Raw genomic sequence first — 20181 nt, 5'->3', positions numbered from 1 at the left:
CATCTATATTCCTATCTAGTTAAGAAAATAAAATGAAACTAGTATCAAATAAAACTATCTGCTCCCTCACAATAATTTTATTTCATTTCATCCAACTTAACATCTAATTGGCTCTTAAAATTCATAATATCTTTTTCAACTAATTTTTTAAAAAAGATATCATAATCTTTTGGTGTTAAAAAAGTGAATTTATATTTTGTCAAGCTATCATTTTTAGCAGAATACTCATTAAGTAGCTCAAAATGTTTAATAGCCGCCTTATTTTTTCCAATATTTTCTGCGTCAGGAGCCGATATTTGTGAATCATCCTTAACTTCTACTACAATGATGCTATCACCTTGTTTAATAAACCAATCTGGATTGAATTGCCCGTTCTTATGATGTGTTCCTTTTTGCCAAGAATAGTCAATACTATAAAAATTCATATCATCTGATTTTATAAATGAATCAACATTTTTAATAACTTCCACATCAGTAGTAAGCTTAATTATGAATTCTTTTTCCGGATTACCGGTTGTTACAACGCCAAATTGAGGTGTTTTAAAATTATACTTATTATCAATAAACTTATATTTATAGCCGTTTGAAGAATCTATTAATTCCTTAAAAGTTTCTAAACTAGCTTTATCCGTTGAAAGTATTCCTTCCAAATCAGAGCTGTAAAAAAGTACTTTACTCGCCTTAAATCCACTTAAATCCGAAGTATTTTTAGGTAATTTTGCGGTTGACACAGTGAAATACTCTTTCGGCTCAGTATCGTAAGTAACTACCTTTGACGCATTTCTGAAAATAACATTCATAGATGATAAGAACTTATTCTTAAGACTTTTTGTGATATAGGTATTTCCACTGTTTTTCAATGATTTTTCAACCATATCATGTATTTTAGCAACTGGCCATAGGTTTTGATATTCTTTAACATATTCTCTATCTTCTAAATCCTCAAAACGACTATATAAAATATTTGCCATTTCTTGCACAGTCACTTGCTCATGCTCAAATGTTGCTTGAAATTTCCTATCTGACTTATTCTTAATATCAGTGAGTGTAATAGTACTCTTACCAATTCTATCATCTGTAGGCAAATTAACTCCATTTTCCCAAAGATTATATGTGCCCATTTTAGGATAATCCTTAGTATCAGCTTTTGAAGAATACTTTACATTAGTTAAACTAAAATTATAATCTGATTCTCCATTAACTGCTAAGGTGATTCTTTGCCGTATTTCTAGAACTTCATTCACGAGCGTCTCCACATTTGAAGACCATTTTTCATGGTTAAATACAGTTACTGTTGGGGTTCCCCACTTCGCTGTATCCCAACCATCTGGAACACGTAAACCTCTACCGAGAACTTGAGCAATCAAAAGTTTTGAGTTAAATGCTCTCTCGTCATCTGGAACAATTTGGAATACTCGTTTAACATCCCATCCCTCAGTTAGCATTGATACGCTAAAAATAAATTCTACTGAATTGCCAATATCATTTACTCTAGATAACTTTATTCTATCGACAGCTGCCTTTTGTCCACTATGGACAGAAAGTACTATATTATCAACTTCTGAATCAGTTAAGTTCCTTTGTGCCTTCAAAAAATTTTTAAATGCCTTAGCCTTACTATCAGCAAGATTTTGTTTTGATGTCACAATAATAGTGATCGGCTTAATACTCAACTCTTTGGGTAACTGTTCTGCAATATGATTATGCGAATTTAAGATAACCTGCCAACGTTCATCTCTATCATTTGGTATATCTTCTTTAGAAATATATTCTATGTCCTTAACAAATCCTTGCTCTATAGCATCTCGTAAAGAAAATCGATATATGACATTTGAAAAATAATCATTTTCATTTTTACTTTTTCCTTTATAAGCGGTACCAGTTACTCCAATAACATATTTAAAATTAATACCGTTGTTTCTTTCATCCTCAATAAAATTTTTCCACTCATTTGATTCAGAATAATAAACATGATGAACTTCATCATTCAGTACAAGTGTTTTTTCACCATTGCATTTCAAGCTATCAACTATCGAATTTCTAGAGGACTGAGTTTTATAAATAGCATCTCGGTTTTCAATCGCAATAGAATTTTCTACGAGTGTACTATCTCCATTTAAAATTTGAGGTGGTACAAAGTTATCTCCTAGAGTCCTAAGAAGCTGCTGATTTCCTAGAAGATCTTTAAATTTTTGAGTCAACTCGTTTTCGATGGTTACACTTGGCACTAATATGAGAACTCGAGAAACTTTTTTTGCTGCAAGCATGACCAGAGCTATCGCAAACATAACGTATGATTTCCCTGTTCCTGTTGCCAAATCTAAAGTTGCTGAAAGTTTGTCAGATAGGTCTAAGTCACTTTGCATGGTGGAGAAATCATTATTCCACCTAGCTCTTATGATCTCATTTTTTTCAAAATTTTCTTTTGCTAATGCAGTTATGTTTTGGTATTCACCCGAGTTGAGGAATCGTAAGGCAATTTCTGCCGCTTCCTTCTGATAATTTCTTTTCCCAAATAATAATTCAAAAAAATTTTGAAAAAATCCCTCATCCCATACAGTAGGATTCACATTTTTACTAACTTCTAAGACTAAATCACTGTCTTTGTACATCAATATGCCATCTCTCCTCTCGTTGTTATAAACTCATTCCCAAATTTATCCACAAAGATAAACATAGCTTGACCATCAATATCATTTTCATCAAATATTATAGATTTATTTTCATCGAAATCTTTATGATAATAAACTTTATCCACATTGAAAGCATGACTATCATATGATAAATCAATTAAAAGCATCGAAAAGGCTTCAAATCCACTCACATTTTCTTTACCCTTTAATCTAGAGAACGACTCAAATGTATTAATTCTCAATTCTTCCCTAGCAATTTCAAAATCAACATTTGGTTTCCTCATGAAATCAAATCCATACGCATCAACAACCACATTAACTGAATCAGTATCATCTGCTTGTATTGTACCTTTGAAATTTTCAGTAAACTTTTGGTACATTGAATAGGGAACACGTAAAATGTTAAAAATAGTGTTCCATTCTCCATTATTATCATATTCATCTACCGCAAAAGTAAATTTTCCTTGTGGAGCAATAATAAATACTTCACTAGGGGAAGCGGAACCTAAACGAGAATAGATTTGTTCTAAAGTATCTTCTGATATTTTTGCTCTCATTTCATTTAACTCATCAGGGGAGTATACTTTAACCAATGAACCATCTCTCATCCCGTCAAAAGATAAGCCTCTAATTGACTGATAAGAAGGTTGGACATTATATAAAGCCATGGCAAACTGTTTCCATTGAGTGCTATCAAAAGCATTCAACTTTTCATTATCATAAAGGCCTGCATCATAAACTGCAAAAGGTTTATGGTTTTCAATCCCTAATATTCTTTTTTGAATGGTGTAGATTGCTAACTTTCCAGTATCAACAGTTATCCATCTTCTATTTAACTTTTCTGCTACAGCAGCAGTCGTGCCAGAACCAGCAAAACAATCAAGGACAAGATCACCATAGTTAGAAGATGCCGTAATTATTCTTTCCAATAGCTCCTCAGGTTTCTGTGTTGGATAATTAACTCTTTCGTTTTTATTTTTAGGATCAACAGCTTTTATATCCCAAACATCATCTATTGTTTTTCCCTTGTTTATATACACAATATCATCATCTTTAGGTTCTCTTTCATATTCTTTTTTAAATCTTTCTAAATACCCATTAAATCTAGAATCATCTTTTGGATAATTATCCCCTTTAATTTTCCACCCATCAACATAATAATCTTTCCATCTCTCAGCATCAATTGTTCCTTCAGGTTTATTATCTTTTAATAATTCAAATGTTGTCGTCTTCGTTTTTCCATAAATAAATATATTATCATGCTTTCTTGGAAAATACTTTTTTACTTGGCCTTGGTAAGTCTGATAATGCCAAATAATTTCATTTTTAAAATTGCCTTCTCCAAACACTTCATCCATGAGTATTTTGATATAGTGTGACTTACGCCAGTCTAAGTGAACATAAATAGAACCATCATCAGATAAAACTTCACGCAAAAGAATCAGTCGTTTCCGCAACCACTCTAGAAACTCAGCACCAGCCAATTTATCAGAGTAAGCCTTAGAATCTTTATTTGAAAAGTCTTGCTTGGTTGCAAATGGTGGGTCAATATAAATTAAGCGGACACCATCTGTACCGTCAGCATTCTTCAATTCGCCTCGATGCTTCATCTCTACAAGAGTTTTTAATACTTGAAGGTTATCACCAAAAATAATTTTATTTAACCAATCATTTTCAGTAGCATCACCAAATCTTCGATTTTCTTGCAAAGGAACTGCAAAAGCTTGACTAATAACAGCTTGCTCACTCTCTTTACCATAGTAGGTCAATTCATATTCTTTTCGTGCTGGTGGAAAAAGTACGCGTGCAAACTCTGTTGAAACTTCATTACCATTCAAAACTTCTTCCTGTGCTTGAGCCAAAAGTTCTAGAAGCTCTTTTTGTCTGTTATTATCCATAGTTTTCCTCATGAAGAGAGACCTTTAGGATTCCTTTGTTATGAATATAACAAAGGAGGCTAGCCTCCTTTGTTATGAATATAACAAAGGAGGCTAGCCTCGATTTTTATTTAAAATTTACAGTTCTATTTTACCATATTGTGGTCATAAATAGAAGTTTATACTTAATCTTAATTCAGGGGGTTGGGGATTCTCCCAAAAATAAACAAAACATCAGCTAAAAAGCGTCAGTCTGACCTTTACTGATGTTTTAATTTTTGGACAGTGTGTATACACTATCTGAGCTCGCAAAGACCTCTCCTTCTTTTTATACCATCTCCATATTTCATACGGTAGCGAGTATTGTCCGTACAAGGATTTTTCACGACTATATGATGTCATCAAAATAACTGGATGACTTTAGATACTTATAGCCGTGCTACAAAATCAGGGGAAAAACAATCCATTAAAAAGTTTGCAGATTACCTCAATAAAGCAAAATAGCCATTCTAGCTTAATCGCTCTTAAAACTAGGTCTTAACAGATTACCAAAGCGCTTTTTTCAACAAAAAGCACCTTGCGAAATCTTCGCAAAGTGCTCTGAAACGTTGATATAACTGGATATTAACGTTTTGAGAATTGTGAAGCCTTGCGGGCTTTTTTGAGACCTGGTTTCTTACGTTCTACCATACGAGCATCACGGGTAAGAAGTCCTGCGCGTTTCAAAGAATCACGGAAGTCTGGGTCTACTTGAAGAAGAGCGCGAGCGATACCGTGACGGATAGCACCTGATTGACCCGCATAACCACCACCGATAACATTTACAAAAACATCATATGAACCAACAGTCGATGTTACTGCAAATGGTTGGTTAATAACCAAACGAAGGTCAGCATGTGGGATATATTCTTCTACATCTTTTTTATTAACAGTAATTTTACCAGTTCCTGGGACAAGGCGAACGCGTGCAACAGCGTTTTTACGGCGACCAGTACCTGTGTATTGAGCTTGTGCCATTTATATACTCCTTTCTCTCTTAGATAAGTCCTGAAATATCAAGAACTTCTGGTTGTTGTGCAGCATGTGTATGTTCGCTACCAACAAATACTTTCAATTTCATGCCTTGTGCACGTCCAAGAGTATTGTGTGGGAGCATGCCTTTTACAGACTTTTCAATCAAGCGAACTGCATTTTTAGAACGAAGTTCACCAGCGGTGATGGATTTCAATCCACCTGGATACATTGAGTGAGTGTAGTAAATTTTATCTGTTGCTTTTTTACCAGTCAATTTCACTTTTTCAGCATTGATAACGATGACAAAGTCACCTGTATCAGTATGTGGTGTAAAAGTTGGTTTGTTTTTACCACGAAGTACACTTGCAACTACTGCTGAAAGACGTCCAAGAGGTACATCAGTTGCGTCAACAACGTACCATTTACGTTCAACTTCACCTGGCTTAGCCATGTATGTTGTTTTGTTCATGATTTCTCCTATACGAATTCGTTTTTGCTTACAGAGGTGGATGTTCCTGTCCACGAAGTATTTGAAAGGTTCCGGGGCCTTACAAATGGGGTAAACAATACCGCCTATTATAATATCAAAAATAGCCCCAGTAAGTCAAGTCCTTTGAGTATTTTTGGGAAAATTTATAAAAACATCTGCTAAATCTCAAAATATGCTACAGCCTTTCGATTTAAACAGATCTCTTAACTGCTATTTTTTCTAATAACTTTAATCTCATAAAAAGCAATGAAGTATTTTGACGTTGAGATCTCTTTATTGCTAAGCTTGAGAAATTAGTTTTCTTTTAATTTTGCCAGTTCTTGGGCTAAGAGTTTGAGAGCGACTTGGGGATTGGCTTGCCCCTTGGTAGCTTTCATAAGAAAACCTGTAAAGGCTTTATCGGCGTTACGCTTGCCTGACTTAAAGTCTGCTACCGCTGCCTCGTTATCCTCAAAAACTTGGTGAATGATAGGAAGCAAAACTGCTGGATCTGAAATCTGTATTAAGCCTGCTGACTCAACATAATCACGCGCAGAACCGCCATTTTTTGCTAAATGAACAAAAACTTTCTTAGCAATCTTAGATGAAATCGTGCCATCCTCAATCAAACCAATCATCTCAACTAAATTATCTGGGGTGAGAGCAATGTCTGACAAAGCCTTAGTCTGTGCATTAAGGTATTGGGCAACCTCACCTTGTAGCCAATTGGAGATTTGCTTGGCATCACCACCAAGTGCCACTGCTTTTTCAAAGAAATCAGATGTCGCCTTAGTCGCTGTTAATTGCGCTGCATCATATGCACTGAGACCATAAGCAGACACGTACTTGGCGCGACGCTCCTTTGGGAACTCTGGCAAGGTCTTTTGAACCTCGTCAATCCACTCATTTGAAGTCTCAAAAAGTGGAAGGTCTGGCTCTGGGAAGTAGCGGTAATCAGCTGCACCTTCTTTGACACGCATGAGGATAGTGGCTTTATTTGCCTCATCATAGCGACGTGTTTCTTGGCGGATTTGCCCACCGCTACGCAAGATTTTCGCTTGACGCTCTACCTCGTAAGCTAGACCTTTACGGACATTATTAAAGGAATTGAGATTTTTAAGTTCCGTCTTAACACCAAAGTTTTTTTGACCGTAAGGGCGTAGAGAAATGTTAGCATCCACCCGCATAGACCCCTCTTCCATCTTGACATCAGAAATACCCGTGTACTGGATAATCTCCTTGAGGGCTGTCAGATAAGCATAGGCTTCCTCAGGGCTTCTCATGTCCGCCTCAGACACAATCTCAATCAAAGGCACGCCCTGACGATTGAGGTCAACATAAGAATATCCATCCTTTCCGTGGGTATTCTTCCCAGCGTCCTCCTCCAAATGAGCTCGCTCAATACGGATTTTTTTGGTCGTGCCATCCTCTAGCTCAATCTCAATCCAGCCATTGTAGCCAATCGGCTCATCAAACTGCGAAATTTGATAAGCTTTTGGATTATCTGGGTAGAAATAGTTCTTGCGGTCAAAGTGCATGTGCTGGTGAATATCCATATTAAGCGCTAGCGCTGCTTTGATACCGTAATCGATGACACCCTTGTTCATCACAGGAAGCACCCCAGGAAATGACCAGTCGATGACATTGGTATTAGCATTGGGGTTTTCTCCAAAGTGAGTTGAAGAAGGTGAAAAAATTTTTGATGCTGTATTTAATTCCACATGGACTTCCAGTCCAATAATCGTTTCAAAATTCATTACTTCTCACCTCCAAAAATAATCGGTTGCCGCTTGTGATAATCCGTTGTTGCTTCAAAAGCGCTAGCTACTTGGTAAATCGTGCTTTCTGAATATTTTGGACCAATCAATTGTAAACCAACTGGCAAGCCTTCCACAAAGCCTGCTGGGATAGAAATGCCAGGAAGCCCAGCTAGATTGACAGGAATAGTCAAAATATCTGCCAAGTACATAGCCACTGGATCATGATTGAGCGAGTCAAGATCATAAGCTACACTCGGCGCTGTTGGTCCTAAAATCAAGTCGTAATCTGCAAAGACTTTCTCAAAATCTTGGATGATGAGCGTACGCACTTGCCCTGCTTTTTTGAAGTAAGCATCATAATAACCAGATGACAGGCTGAAAGTCCCTAGCATAATGCGACGCTTCACTTCATCACCAAAGCCTTCTGAACGCGTATTAACATAGATATCCTCGAGATTTTGATAATTATCCGTACGATAACCGTAACGAATCCCATCAAAACGTTGCAAGTTTGAAGAAGCTTCAGAAGAAGCGATAATATAGTAAACGGCGACACCGTACTTAGAGTGAGGCAGAGATACTTCCTCAATGATAACACCCAAGCTTTCAAAATGTTTAGCTGCCTCAAGAATTGTTGCTTTAACTTCTGGATCGATACCTTCTCCCAGATATTCTTTTGGCAAGGCAATCTTCATACCCTTGATGTCTTGACCAATCTTAGCTGTGAAGTCTTCAAAGTCACAGTTAGCTGATGTTGAGTCCTTGATATCATGCCCAGAGATAGCAGTGAGCAGTTGCGCATTTTCCTTAACCGTTTGTGAGAGAGGTCCAATCTGGTCGAGTGATGATCCAAAAGCGATAAGACCAAAGCGAGAGACACGACCGTAAGTTGGCTTTAAGCCAACAACACCATTAAAGGAGGCTGGCTGACGAATAGAACCACCCGTGTCAGAACCAAGAGATAGGCGTACCTGACCTGAGGCGACCGCCGTCGCTGAACCGCCAGATGAACCACCAGGTACCTTGCTGTAATCCCAAGCATTCTTGGTTTTTTTGAAATAAGATGTCTCAGTAGATCCACCCATAGCAAACTCATCCATATTGGTCTTTCCGATGACAATCATATCCTTGCTATACACCTTTTCAACTGCTGTCGCATCAAAAATTGGTTCATAGTTGTAAAGCATTTTGGACGCTGCTGTGGTGAGAATACCTTTTGTTGAAATATTATCTTTAACCGCAAGAGGAATACCGCTCAAAGGATTTGACACATCAACCCCACGCTCATCAAGTGTTTGTGCTTGCCTAAGCGCAGTATCCTCTGCAATCGTGATAAAAGAGTCCACTTTATCCTCACGTGCTGCGATATTCTCAAGCGTGTCTCTGGTTAACTCCACCACCGAGATGTCTTTATCAACCAAAAGCTTATGTAATTCATCAATTGACTTGTGCGACAAACTCATCACGCATCACCTCCGTCCTCTAAAATGGCTGGTACTTTGATATAGTAGTTTTCCTGTTCAGGGACATTTTTAAAGAGCTGATTACGATTTGCTCCCTTTTGTGCAATGTCCGCACGCATAATAGTCTTTTGATCTGCCATAGTCGTGGTCACTGGCACACCTTCAGTATCAACTTCATTTAAAAGCTCCACCATGTCTACAATCTTTGAGAGAGTCGTTGCAAACTCCTTTGTCTCTTCCTCTGAAAAAGACAACTTAGACAGATTGGCAACATGACGTACTTCTGCTTCTGAGATTTTCATGTTTGTTCTCCTCTATGTTAGTCTCTTTTATTTTATCATATTTTAGCTTATTGTGAAAATCTCTCTTGAATCACACTAGGTAAAAAAAGAAGCTAAAATAAAACATTCTAGCTTCTCATGCACAGGCGAGGAAAATCACATTTTTACGAAATCACCTATTTTTGTCCCACTCTTTTATATAATCTTTGCGCCAAGGACATGTCGAAAATGATTGAGGGCAAACTGATGCGCCTCGTCTGTTAGAGCAGCAATAGCGCTTTTAACAATTTCAATCTCATATCCTAGATTATAAGCGTAAATAGCCGTGTGCAAGACACAAATATCAGACAGCACGCCTGTCAAAACGACAGTATCCACCTTTCTCTCACGCAATCGGATGTCAAGGTCAGTCCCTGAAAACGCTGAGTAATGGCGCTTATCTATCCAAAAGACACGACTGTCATCCTTGATAGCGTCGTAAAAAGAAGCTAACTCACCGTAGAGATGACGTCCTCTCGTCCCCCTGATATTATGAGGAGGAAAGAGCTTACTTTCTGGATGAAAAGAATCCTTCTCATCATGTGCATCAATAGCAAAAAAGATGTAATCCCCAGCCTCGTAAGCTTTCCTAGTCGTATCCACCAAGGCAGACTCAATTGCTTGAGCAGGTTTTCCTGCTGTGAGCTTACCATCATCGGCTACAAAATCATAGGTGTAGTCAATCGAAATCAGTGCTTTGGTCATTATTGATAATCCTTAATCTTGTCGTAAATCCCTTCGTTAATCACTTTGAGGTAAGTTCCTTTCATTCCTAAAGATCGTGACTCGATGATACCAGCACTCTCAAGCTTACGCAGGGCATTAACAATCACAGAACGGGTGATCCCGATACGATCTGCAATGACAGACGCTGTCAAACGGCCTTCACGCCCATCCAGCTCAGCTAAAATAGCTGCAACAGCCTTCATCTCAGAGTAAGAAAGAGTATTCATCGCTATTTTGACTGCTGTCTGCTGGCGAACAGTCTCCTCAAGGGTTTCTGTTTGTAAATTAAGCAATTGAATTCCAACGACAGTACTTGCAAGCTCTGCCAAAATTAAATCATCATCGCTAAAGGCTTTGTCATTACGCCAAATGATGAGAGAACCAAGACGCATACCACCACCGTAAATCGGAGAAATGGTCGTCAAACCATCAGGATAGAGGTCTTTTGACTCCACTGGGAAGACAGACAAGTCACTATCAATCGGTAAGTTCTCCTCTGTATCGTAGACTCGGCTAGCTGCCTTAACATAGTAGTCTGGAAATTGCTTTGCCTCAAAGAAATCTTCAACACGGTCGTTGTTGACCTTATATTTCATAGCATAGCCTAAGAGGCTACCATCAGCATTCATTATACAAGCGTTACAGTCAATAATATCCGATAACTGTGTCGCAATAGTATTGTAAGGTAAGTTGTCCCCCAAACTCTCTACAGAGCTTTGCAAAATAGAGGTAATTTTTCGTGTTTTTTGTAGTAAATGTGCCATTATCTATTCATTCCTTTTGATTATATTATCGTCACCGTGATTATACCAAAAGAAAGCATAAATCGCAAATAATTATCAGAAAATTGTTGTATTTTCGAACTTTCTAAAATACTGCCATTTCTTTCAAAATCATTTTTACCAAAAGACTATTTTGTAACCTTTGACTCCTTGATAGAGGGTGAGAGTAAGCCTTTCTCACTCAAGTAGCGTTTTGCTATATTGTAATGTTTATCTTGATAAGACTGACTTGTGACAATCAAAACATATCCAATCAAAATAAGACAGATAGGTACAGCAATAAAAGGTGCAATGTAAATAGGTCGAATTTGGAAAGCTTCAGAGATAACATTTGCATCACCGTCAGCATTGGCCACGCGGTGCCCACGCACAAGGAGGCGATGGGTATTGATTCCATAAGGTGTACAGGTGACAAGAGTAACATAGTCCTGTTCAGGATCTATCGTAAGACTTGAGAGGTCTGTGGGGTCTACCACACGAATTTGATCCACTTCATAGGTCATCGTTTCATTGAGGACGTGGAGGGTGAAAGTATCCCCCTCTCTTAATTTATCAAGGTCTGAGAAGAGCCTAGCTGAAGGAAGACCTCTATGCCCAGAAAGGACACAATGCGTTCCCTTACCACCAATTGGTAAGGACGTCCCCTCTAAGTGACCAATTGAGGTTTGAAGAACGGATTCGTCCGTACCGTGAAAAATCGTCAACTTGACATTGATTTTAGAAATGACAATATAACCCATAGAGCCATCGTGGTTAAAGTTGAGTTCTTTTTCATAGGCAGCCCTATCAGAACTGGAAAAATTCCAGTTTATGCTGTGCTGAGCATTATATTGCCTAGCGCTATCTAAGATTTTATCATATTCTTTTGATGACATTTTTGCCACACTTTTAGCATAGGACATGATAGCCTGCGACTGGTGAAAAGAATTCCAATAATCGCTAATGGAAGGATAGGTTAGAAGTCCTAAGCCAATGATAAAAATAAGTGGCAAAGCGAGTTTTGTGACTCTTTGCCTTAACCAATCCATGAAATCTTCCTCTCTCATCAAAACATTTTTCTTTTTAAGGCTAGTTCTATAGGACAACTAGCCTTAAAAAGAAAATCTTCGAAAATAATCAGAACACTATTTTTCGAAGATAACCTTTTATTGAACTTACATGTTGTTAGTACGGCGTTTTGATACCATAACAATCAATGCACCGACAACAAATAGAGAACCAAGTAAGTAGAGCATCTTAGTACCAAATGAACCGGTTGAAGGCAATTTAGCACCTTTTTCATTGACAACGTCGATACTTGCACTGTCATCAGATTTTACGGTTACTGCTTGACGGTCATCCAAGATATTGTATCCATCTGGAGCTTTAACTTCGTCAAGATAGTAAGTGGTATCATCACCTTTAAGACCCTTGATGGTAACTTCACCTGCTTCAATTTCCTCGTATTGTTCATTGTCTTCTGCAACACGATAATGGTCACCCTCTTTGATAACATGGATTTCTTTTCCGTTGTTTGCTGCATCGTAGAGTTTGAAGTGTGCGCCTGACAAGGTAGTCCCTTCAGAGTTCACCTTTTTCAATGTAAATCTATGCGTTTTAACAGTTGTTTGTTCAGGTTCTGGTTGATTTGGATTTTGTGGATCTTCTTTGATAGGTTTATCAGTTGTTCCATCTTCAAGATCGTAAGTTATTGTAGCTGAGTTGGTAGCGTCTGCATCAGCAGCACCTTTTTTTACAGTTGCACTATAAGTGATAACAACGTCTGATGGAGAGTCATAAATCGTTTGAGTACCATTTTGCCAGTTCAGTTTGATTGTCATTTTACCAGTGTCATCAAAAGTAGTTGCGACATTAGCACCTGTAATCGTTTGATTGCCGACCTTAACCTCTACAGAATCTTGATCAATGCTCAAGTTTGTTGGTGTATCGACAACTGTATAGTTGGTAATACGTTTTGAGTCAGTCTCTGTTGTGAGGAAGTTAGTTGCGACAAACTTGATTTGATACTTAACGGTATCACCGACTTTAGCTGTTGTTTCATCTACAGTCGAACCATTCACCAAGATGTGTTTTCCGCCACCTTCATTTTTATCAGGGATGCTAGGACCTGTAGTATTTTTATCACGGATAGTAGCGTTTGGATTGGTACTATCTACAGTGATAGTAGCACCAAGAGAAGATTTGATATAGTAGAAACCATAAGCTAATCCTGTAAAGACAAGTGTGTTATCAGTAGCTTTTGCTATAGCTACTTGTGTACCATAGCCAGCAGCCCAAGTTTTAAAGTCATCTGTTGAAACATCTGCACCCTCTTTTGCAGTGATATTTCCTTTAGCATCTAGGTCAAACCAAGTTGTACCATTACCAAGGTCAGTTTTTCCACTTGGAAGACGATAAGAGATAGCTCCCTTACCATCCACAGTTGCATCAAACAGTTTGTATACTGTATAAGTTTGCCCTTGAGAGGCGTTGTTAATCGTAATCGTAGCTGCTCCACTTTGTTGAGAATCAACACTTTGAGCATGAGCTGTTCCACCTACAAAAACCACGATAAAGGTGGTTAAAATGGTGGCTAAAATGTGTTTTAAAATCTTCATAAACTCTTTTTCCTTTTTCCTAAACATATGCTCTTACAAGCATAGAAGTTGATAGCTAAATAGCTGACGACAGATAAATAAAGTTAGAATGTTTGCGAAGTGTCATCACTCCTTTCACGGTGTTTGTGATACCAATAGTACAGCTGCAAGACTGTAGACAAAGCTACCAATGCTCCACCAATAACGATGTAGAGAGTCGTTCCAATACCTCCTGTATGTGGAAGTGCTCTTCCTGGGATATTAACAATCTGGATGCGGTCATTATAATTACCAGATCCACGAACGAACCTCGCCTCTCTAGGTTGAGTAGAGGTTCCCGACTCATCAGTAAAGTGTGAAGTAAAGTAGGTGCGGTTATTGACATCTGGATGCTCCACAACAGTTAGGTAGATAGACTTATCTAGTATCACATAACCATCTGGCGCTTGCGTTTCAGTCAATCGATAGCGACCTGCTTTCAAGCCATCTGGAAGCGTGATGCCGTTGGTTGAAGTGATGGTTAAATCACTCATGCCATCGACCGCTGTCCAGACACCATTTTCCAAACGACTAATCTGGAACTTCCCACCTGCTAAGGCTGTCCAATCCGCCTTGGTCTTTTGTAGATTGACCCGTGGCGTTACACGAAGACGTCCTGTAGTAGTACTGATATCATAATTGGTTAGCTTGGTATTTAATTTAGGGGCGTAGGTGAAGCTATTGGGCGTAGAACCTGCTCTAGTCTGTGAACCCGTCACATTGTAAGTCACTCCCTCGTCTAGGACAAAACCTGTCGTAGCAGTCGGTGTGCTTGCAGTAACTGTTCTAGCTGTCAACGCCGTCCCATCAAATCCTCTCTCAGCACTAGCAGAGGTGAGAGATACTGGACGACGCTTAATCACTAACTCTCCATCATGACACTGCCATACGACATCAAAGTTATTATTAATGTTTTCAAATTTCCCTGTCAGGTTAAGAGGATAGGTGCCTGCATCTTTTTCTCGGACATAGCGAGGACCAGAGTAGGTCATGTCCGTTTTCTTGTACAGGTCATCATCTCCGACAGTTGTCATGCGCCCTGAGATGACCTTTTCAGTCCCATCATAGGTCGTCTCCAGACGATCACCAGTGACAATCATCGTAAAATGCCGTTTATTCACCGTCAATGCACCTGCTCCATACTTGATAGCGTAATAATAATTGCGTGATTTTCCTGTGGCATCAACAATTTTAGCTTCACTTGGTAAGACCTTGCTTGAGCCAGCATCTGTCTGACTACCGCTATAACTGATAGCAGTGAGGCGGTCTCCAGTCTCTAGAGACTGCTCATACCCAGTTGCTAGGTCATTCAAGTCGTTATTGTGTAAAGTCAATGGTTTTGCATCGTAGTCTTTATTCTTTGTCGCAGCAGTAAGGGTGATGTTCTTTTGATAGTAGAGATTGATCGTGATCTTATCTCCCTTAGCAATCTTATAAATCTCTTTATTTTTATCGCCCTTGCTATCTTCTGATTTGGCATAGGTATAACCTGTAATGGCTTTATGATCTACATGATATTGACTAGGTTTTCTAAGCATCACTGTATCAGGAGACACACCTTGGAGGGGCTTGCCATCCATATCCAAGTAATTAATCGTTAGATGAGCAGTATCATAAGCCACATAGTAAAAGATGATATCGTTATTGGTTTGATTAGATGTCAGAACGATACTTTCAGCGTCTGTCAATGGATAGTAGTCTTCCATATTATCAGCGCTTTGGCCTAATTGCCCAGCCAAGTAGCTCTTATCAACGGCTGCTGCACTTTCTTTTGCAACGATGGTATTACCATCTACCGTTCTCTCAACTGGTGGAGCTACTTGCTTAGTTGGGTCATCCTTAAGGAGGTATCGGACTGTATACTTAATCTTTGCTGCTTTTTTCGTATAGTAGAAGGTGATGACATTTTGATTGGTATCATAGTCTAAAGTCACCGTTTGATGACTGTCCTTTGGAAGATACCCTGTAATAGCAAGAGGTTTTTCCTCTATCTCTTGATGATAAGAAAAGGCTGGGCTGGTCACTACTTTTTCAGCAGCAAGGGGATTATCGTTATCAGCATCGAGGTAGCGCACTTTATAGGTCAGAGGTTTTAACCTCCAGTGGGCATAGAGGGTGGTATCCTGAGTAATCGGCATATCCCAGTCATAAAGGTCTCCGCCTTCTGGGGCAGTGTACCAACCATCAAAGATATATGAGGAGCGGGTGGGATTATCAACCTCTTCTGCTGTTTGATATTTAGACACTTCTTGAGTCGGTGGTGCTTGCCCCTCACCACCATTAAGGTCAAAAGTCACTTTGAAGGTTGGTGGCACCCATCTCGCATAGAGCACAAGGTTGTGCGAGGGCATCTTGTCAAAGGTATAAGGTGTGTTGAACTCAGCATCTGTATACCATCCACCCCAAGTATAGTCTGAGTAGTCAGTGGTTGCACCACTCTTTGGTCGCTCAGGCATCGCATTGTAAGTCTCTGTATTGATATTTGCATCAAATGGGATATTAGACAAGGTTTTCAGCTTACGTGAACCGATATAGTAGTCAATACTATAGTTGTTTCGTGTGTAGTAAAAACGATACGTAGTGGTTACACCGTTACTATCTTTCTCCTCTGCTGGTGGATAGCCAGCTGGAACATCTGATCTTAGTATAAAACCGTTGACAGCTCCACCATAGATTTTACTTCCTGCCCGAGAATTATAGACACCGCTGTACTCGTCACTCTTTTCATACAGATTAGGGTTGTCAGCCGACTGTAGATATCTTTCGGTTGTTTTACTCACCAATTGTGGTTGCCAGTAAGCCTTGTAGGTAACGACATGGTTACTATCAGCGTATTTGATAATGTCCGTTGTAACCTCTCTGCTCTTTATCTTTAACTTAGCTCTCTCATCAACTGGTTTCTTATCATTTGTAGGGTTGGCGACAAGACCATTTGGATCCCATCCAGCAAATGCTTTCTGAGTCTTGTCAGATCCTACTATAATATATCGGATATTATTTACTTTAGGCCAGTTGGCATGAATGTTTTGCCCTAAGACGACATCAGTGATCTGATAAGGTGCTTCAGTATAGGTGTAGGTCTTATCACCAACTGTCATCTCACCTTGACCTTTACCATAACCAGACAGTGCATCGCTATGATCAAGGTCAAACCGAATCGTATAGTGAACTAAACTATAGTAGACTTTGAGGATAGAAGTTCCTTTCGCATCGACTGTCACACTAGATGTAGCGTTTGGACCATTTGGGGCACTTTCACGCTCATATCCATCAGGGACAGAAGCCAAATCTGGTGCATCTTTGGCATGTAGAGTAGTACCAGTCTTCGCTTTTTTAACTACAGTACTATCATAGACATAGTGAGTCGTATTTGTCCCATTATCATAAACTTCTTTGTAGTAGTTGATACGATAATCAACATCGTCAGCTTTCCACTCAGCGTAGAGAGTCTTATTCTTGTCTAAGACGATCATTCCAATAGTCTTTGCTGGATCTGATAAATCTTCTTTTTCATGCCAACCTACAAAAGTGTAGCCTCTTCGTACAGGCTTGGTCTGTGTTATAGACAGAGGAGAACCATAGAGAGCTGAATCTGGAGCGATATAGTCTCTAGCACCTCTCGTGTCATAATAAAGATTGAACCTGTTTCGTGTGTAGTAGACATAGAGGTCTTGTCCTTTAGCCTTGGTCAACTCGACAGCTTTTGTCTTCTCAAAGGTCGCATAATCATAGGATAAAATTTGCGGACTTACCGTTGAGTCAATAACGCCTCGTGCAGTGACTTTTTGAATTTCTGAATAACCATTTCCTGTCAGATCTTTTAGCATATAGTGGACGGTATACTCAGCACTGTAAGGGACATACTGTAATGTCATGGTCACATTACCATCGATTTTACCATCCGCTGCGTCCTTGCTTTCCAAATCACCCTTTTTAATATCAATCAGGGGATTTTTAGGATAGTAAGTGGCATCAGAAGCTAGAGTTGAGTCCTCTCGCTTAAGTACCTTAGTAGAGGCTGGAGGGGTAATCTGATAAGGAGTATCTCTATCTTCAAGCTGGAAGATGTGGGTATAAAAAGTCACATCTTTTTTAGAGCTGTTATTGTAGTAATAATAGTTCACCGTAACCGTGTAAATACTAACTTTAGTATACACGGCTTGAACGGTCATATCCTCTGTGACTATCGTGTCAGCTGTCACTGTATCATGGGTGCGAACATCTTCCCAATGGTCAAAGCGATAGCCTGCCTTAAAAGGATTTTCAGGAAGCATTTCAATCCGTGTATTTGCAATGACAGCAGTTTGGGTGACTTCTTTGTCATCACTGATAAAGCGAACTTTGAAAGTATTAGCCTCTGGATTATCATTAGAGCTAGAGTTGTTGTCTTGGTTCTCTTCGTTCCCTGAAGCATCCCTATCTTCACCTGTAACGGGGGTAGAATCTGTCTTTGGTTCGCTTGGGTCTACTAGGAGAAAATTTGAAAAGCTATCACTTTCAAACTTAACCTCTGTAGTCTTATGTTCATCTCCAGTGTTTTCTGAGTTGACAAGCTCCACTTCTCCATCATCTTTGACATGTAAAACTTTCAAATCATCTTTACTCGTCTCAAGAGCATCTTTAGGTGTGATGGTCACAGAAACCTTTGACTCTGGCTCAAGCTCTTGGTTATCCTTGATGAAAGAAATATCATAAACATGAACACTAGGTGCATTTTTTAGTGATAGTTTTTCCTGTGCTTTTTTGACAGATTGCTGATAATCTTCGGTATCCTCTTTGATTTCTTTTACCTTAAGGCTGACTCCTTCAGGAAGCTTATCCTCTGCTGTGACTTGAGCCGTTACTAAAAGCCCATTTTCCTCAGCTTTTAGAGTAGTGGGGGCAGTTAGAAGTTTTTCTTCTTCCTTTGTCTCTCCTTTTTCAGTATCCGTTTGCGCGAGAGAATTGTCCTCTGGAGCAAGGTTTGTGCTAGTTGGTATATTAGATGAATCTGATGCACTAGTGGATGCACTCGTTTGTGATTCCACATGAACTCCTGATGTCTGATTAGCCGTTTGGCTATCCAGTGTCAAAGCTGGTAAAACAAGACTATACAAAACAAACAGGGCAACTGCTACTCCCATTAGACCAAGTACCTTTTTACGAGCCGTCTTGTTCAATCGCCATCGGAATTTATGAAACTTTTTCATAAAGAATAATCTCCTAAATATCTTTTACTTCTTTCCATTATTGTACAGTTCCTATTTTTGATAGAGGCCAAACCTTAAGTGACAATCGACCAACAATCTGATCGGTTGCTACTGTCCCCACCGATTTATTACGTGAGTCGATAGATACCTTTCGATTATCTCCCATTACAAAAATACGGTCTTCAGGAACTTGATAGGGTAACTTGATATTGGTTTTTCCATACGCTTTCTTAACGTGAGGGGCTTCCTTGATTTTTTTTTCATTTACATAGACGTTCCCATCATGATCAATATCAACCCAATCACCAGATGTCGCAATAACACGCTTGACTAAAATGTTGTTATTATAATAAAAAGCAACGACATCTCCTATGTGGAGCTTGTTGGTTTTTACAGCCATTACAACCTCTCCACTATTTAGAGTGCCTTTCATGGATTTTCCATAGATACGCAAAATAGGTAAAAATAGCATCGAAACCAGTACTGAGAACGCTGCAACGACAATTAACATAAAAACCGTGCTTCTCACAGCATCTAGAAATCTTTTGCGATAATAGAGATCTTTATAAACATTCTCAATAACTGATGTTTCTGGAAGAGAGGACAGGTGTTGCTTATTTCTCATTTTGTCCTACCTGCTCTCTAAGATTATCCAAGTAAATCGTAGCCGCCTTTTGCGCTTCTTCAAAAACAGCGGTCAGACGTAAAGAGGCTTCTGCTAAAGACCCAGCCTCCTTAATGACCACCTTTTTATCCTCTAACTGACTACGAATATCAGATAGCTCTTGTCTTAGTCTATCAATCTCTCGACTTTGAGCTAATAAAACTTCGTACAATTCTCTTTTTTTTAGATGTTTTAATTCTTTCTCATCCATAAACACTTATTCCTACATTCATAGATAGCCTAGGCATATCATTTTAAACTTTCTTTAAGAAAACAACTGCCCTAAATATTACCAAGTTTTAAAATATTTGTCAATAGCTTTTTAATATAAGTATGTGATGTTTATGTTACATACCTTATTCTTTACTCTATACATCAAAAAAAGAGAAGATTAGAAAATCTTCTCTTTTTATTTTTCAAGCTATTTAAGCCGTACACCTAGCGTGCGTACTCCTAATCGTTGCGACGACGTTTACCTGCTAGTCCAATTGCACTGAGTAAAAGTGCTAGACCGCTGATAGTTGCCACTTCAGAATCGTGTTCTTCCCCTGTAGATGGCAATACCGCTTGTTTTGCTACTGTCTTAGGAGTTTGAGAACGTGGTGCTGTTGTGACTTCTTTTTTCGGAATCTCGTCACTGTGAGTTTGCTTCGTTTCTGGTTTATCGTC

The 20181-nt window shown here is 38.9% G+C and carries 15 protein-coding genes; all 15 read right to left on the bottom strand.

What is annotated here, in order from left to right:
- Positions 1-77 precede the first annotated feature (77 nt).
- Entirely contained in the window at positions 78-2612 is a 2535-nt protein-coding gene (locus NXS10_RS08030; protein ID WP_259139339.1) for a DEAD/DEAH box helicase, read from the bottom strand.
- Complete coding sequence (locus NXS10_RS08025) at positions 2612-4531, bottom strand: site-specific DNA-methyltransferase (RefSeq protein WP_259139319.1); 1920 nt, start codon at positions 4529-4531, stop codon at positions 2612-2614. The genes NXS10_RS08030 and NXS10_RS08025 overlap by 1 nt, the downstream gene beginning before the upstream one ends.
- Positions 4532-5134: 603 nt before the next feature.
- Positions 5135-5527, bottom strand: coding sequence for a 30S ribosomal protein S9 (gene rpsI, locus NXS10_RS08020; protein WP_259139318.1), 393 nt, complete (start codon positions 5525-5527; stop codon positions 5135-5137).
- Between the two features lie 19 nt (positions 5528-5546).
- Entirely contained in the window at positions 5547-5993 is a 447-nt protein-coding gene (gene rplM / locus NXS10_RS08015) for a 50S ribosomal protein L13 (RefSeq protein WP_259139317.1), read from the bottom strand.
- Between the two features lie 314 nt (positions 5994-6307).
- On the bottom strand, positions 6308-7750 hold the full coding sequence (gene gatB / locus NXS10_RS08010; RefSeq protein WP_259139316.1) for an Asp-tRNA(Asn)/Glu-tRNA(Gln) amidotransferase subunit GatB: 1443 nt from the start codon (positions 7748-7750) through the stop codon (positions 6308-6310).
- Positions 7750-9216 carry an Asp-tRNA(Asn)/Glu-tRNA(Gln) amidotransferase subunit GatA gene (gatA, locus tag NXS10_RS08005; protein WP_259139315.1) on the bottom strand — a complete coding sequence of 489 codons (1467 nt, stop codon included), beginning with the start codon at positions 9214-9216 and terminating at the stop codon, positions 7750-7752. The genes gatB and gatA overlap by 1 nt, the downstream gene beginning before the upstream one ends.
- Positions 9216-9518: an Asp-tRNA(Asn)/Glu-tRNA(Gln) amidotransferase subunit GatC gene (gene gatC / locus NXS10_RS08000; protein ID WP_259139314.1), complete on the bottom strand. Its 303-nt coding sequence runs from the start codon at positions 9516-9518 to the stop codon at positions 9216-9218. The genes gatA and gatC overlap by 1 nt, the downstream gene beginning before the upstream one ends.
- A 174-nt stretch (positions 9519-9692) precedes the next feature.
- A complete protein-coding gene (locus NXS10_RS07995; RefSeq protein WP_259139313.1) occupies positions 9693-10241 on the bottom strand; it encodes a cysteine hydrolase family protein in 549 nt (182 codons plus the stop codon).
- Positions 10241-11026, bottom strand: a complete 786-nt coding sequence (gene codY / locus NXS10_RS07990; RefSeq protein WP_259139312.1) for a GTP-sensing pleiotropic transcriptional regulator CodY — start codon at positions 11024-11026, stop codon at positions 10241-10243. The genes NXS10_RS07995 and codY overlap by 1 nt, the downstream gene beginning before the upstream one ends.
- A 146-nt stretch (positions 11027-11172) precedes the next feature.
- Positions 11173-12072, bottom strand: a complete 900-nt coding sequence (locus NXS10_RS07985) for a class C sortase (protein ID WP_259139311.1) — start codon at positions 12070-12072, stop codon at positions 11173-11175.
- Positions 12073-12198: 126 nt separating this feature from the next.
- Positions 12199-13641, bottom strand: a complete 1443-nt coding sequence (locus NXS10_RS07980; protein WP_259139309.1) for a SpaH/EbpB family LPXTG-anchored major pilin — start codon at positions 13639-13641, stop codon at positions 12199-12201.
- An 83-nt stretch (positions 13642-13724) separates the two neighbouring features.
- On the bottom strand, positions 13725-18848 hold the full coding sequence (locus tag NXS10_RS07975) for an InlB B-repeat-containing protein (protein ID WP_259139308.1): 5124 nt from the start codon (positions 18846-18848) through the stop codon (positions 13725-13727).
- 37 nt (positions 18849-18885) lie between these two features.
- Complete coding sequence (gene lepB / locus NXS10_RS07970; RefSeq protein WP_259139307.1) at positions 18886-19473, bottom strand: signal peptidase I; 588 nt, start codon at positions 19471-19473, stop codon at positions 18886-18888.
- Positions 19463-19723, bottom strand: a complete 261-nt coding sequence (locus tag NXS10_RS07965; protein ID WP_259139306.1) for a DNA repair protein — start codon at positions 19721-19723, stop codon at positions 19463-19465. The genes lepB and NXS10_RS07965 overlap by 11 nt, the downstream gene beginning before the upstream one ends.
- Positions 19724-19965: 242 nt before the next feature.
- On the bottom strand, positions 19966-20181 hold a 216-nt coding region (locus NXS10_RS07960; protein WP_259139305.1), incomplete at its 5' end, for an LPXTG cell wall anchor domain-containing protein.

The sequence above is a fragment of the Streptococcus sciuri genome, from assembly GCF_024814375.1.
Classification (GTDB): domain Bacteria; phylum Bacillota; class Bacilli; order Lactobacillales; family Streptococcaceae; genus Streptococcus; species Streptococcus sciuri.
This window is presented reverse-complemented; position numbering and strand designations above follow the sequence as displayed.

What these genes read in the sequence shown, in the direction of transcription:
- codY (WP_259139312.1), bottom strand. Translation starts at nt 11,026, where the DNA reads ATGGCACATTTACTACAAAAAACACGAAAAATTACCTCTATTTTGCAA.
- NXS10_RS07995 (WP_259139313.1), bottom strand. Translation starts at nt 10,241, where the DNA reads ATGACCAAAGCACTGATTTCGATTGACTACACCTATGATTTTGTAGCC.
- NXS10_RS08025 (WP_259139319.1), bottom strand. Translation starts at nt 4,531, where the DNA reads ATGGATAATAACAGACAAAAAGAGCTTCTAGAACTTTTGGCTCAAGCA.
- gatA (WP_259139315.1), bottom strand. Translation starts at nt 9,216, where the DNA reads ATGAGTTTGTCGCACAAGTCAATTGATGAATTACATAAGCTTTTGGTT.
- NXS10_RS07980 (WP_259139309.1), bottom strand. Translation starts at nt 13,641, where the DNA reads ATGAAGATTTTAAAACACATTTTAGCCACCATTTTAACCACCTTTATC.
- gatC (WP_259139314.1), bottom strand. Translation starts at nt 9,518, where the DNA reads ATGAAAATCTCAGAAGCAGAAGTACGTCATGTTGCCAATCTGTCTAAG.
- rplM (WP_259139317.1), bottom strand. Translation starts at nt 5,993, where the DNA reads ATGAACAAAACAACATACATGGCTAAGCCAGGTGAAGTTGAACGTAAA.
- lepB (WP_259139307.1), bottom strand. Translation starts at nt 19,473, where the DNA reads ATGAGAAATAAGCAACACCTGTCCTCTCTTCCAGAAACATCAGTTATT.
- NXS10_RS07975 (WP_259139308.1), bottom strand. Translation starts at nt 18,848, where the DNA reads ATGAAAAAGTTTCATAAATTCCGATGGCGATTGAACAAGACGGCTCGT.
- gatB (WP_259139316.1), bottom strand. Translation starts at nt 7,750, where the DNA reads ATGAATTTTGAAACGATTATTGGACTGGAAGTCCATGTGGAATTAAAT.
- rpsI (WP_259139318.1), bottom strand. Translation starts at nt 5,527, where the DNA reads ATGGCACAAGCTCAATACACAGGTACTGGTCGCCGTAAAAACGCTGTT.
- NXS10_RS08030 (WP_259139339.1), bottom strand. Translation starts at nt 2,612, where the DNA reads ATGTACAAAGACAGTGATTTAGTCTTAGAAGTTAGTAAAAATGTGAAT.
- NXS10_RS07965 (WP_259139306.1), bottom strand. Translation starts at nt 19,723, where the DNA reads ATGGATGAGAAAGAATTAAAACATCTAAAAAAAAGAGAATTGTACGAA.
- NXS10_RS07985 (WP_259139311.1), bottom strand. Translation starts at nt 12,072, where the DNA reads ATGGATTGGTTAAGGCAAAGAGTCACAAAACTCGCTTTGCCACTTATT.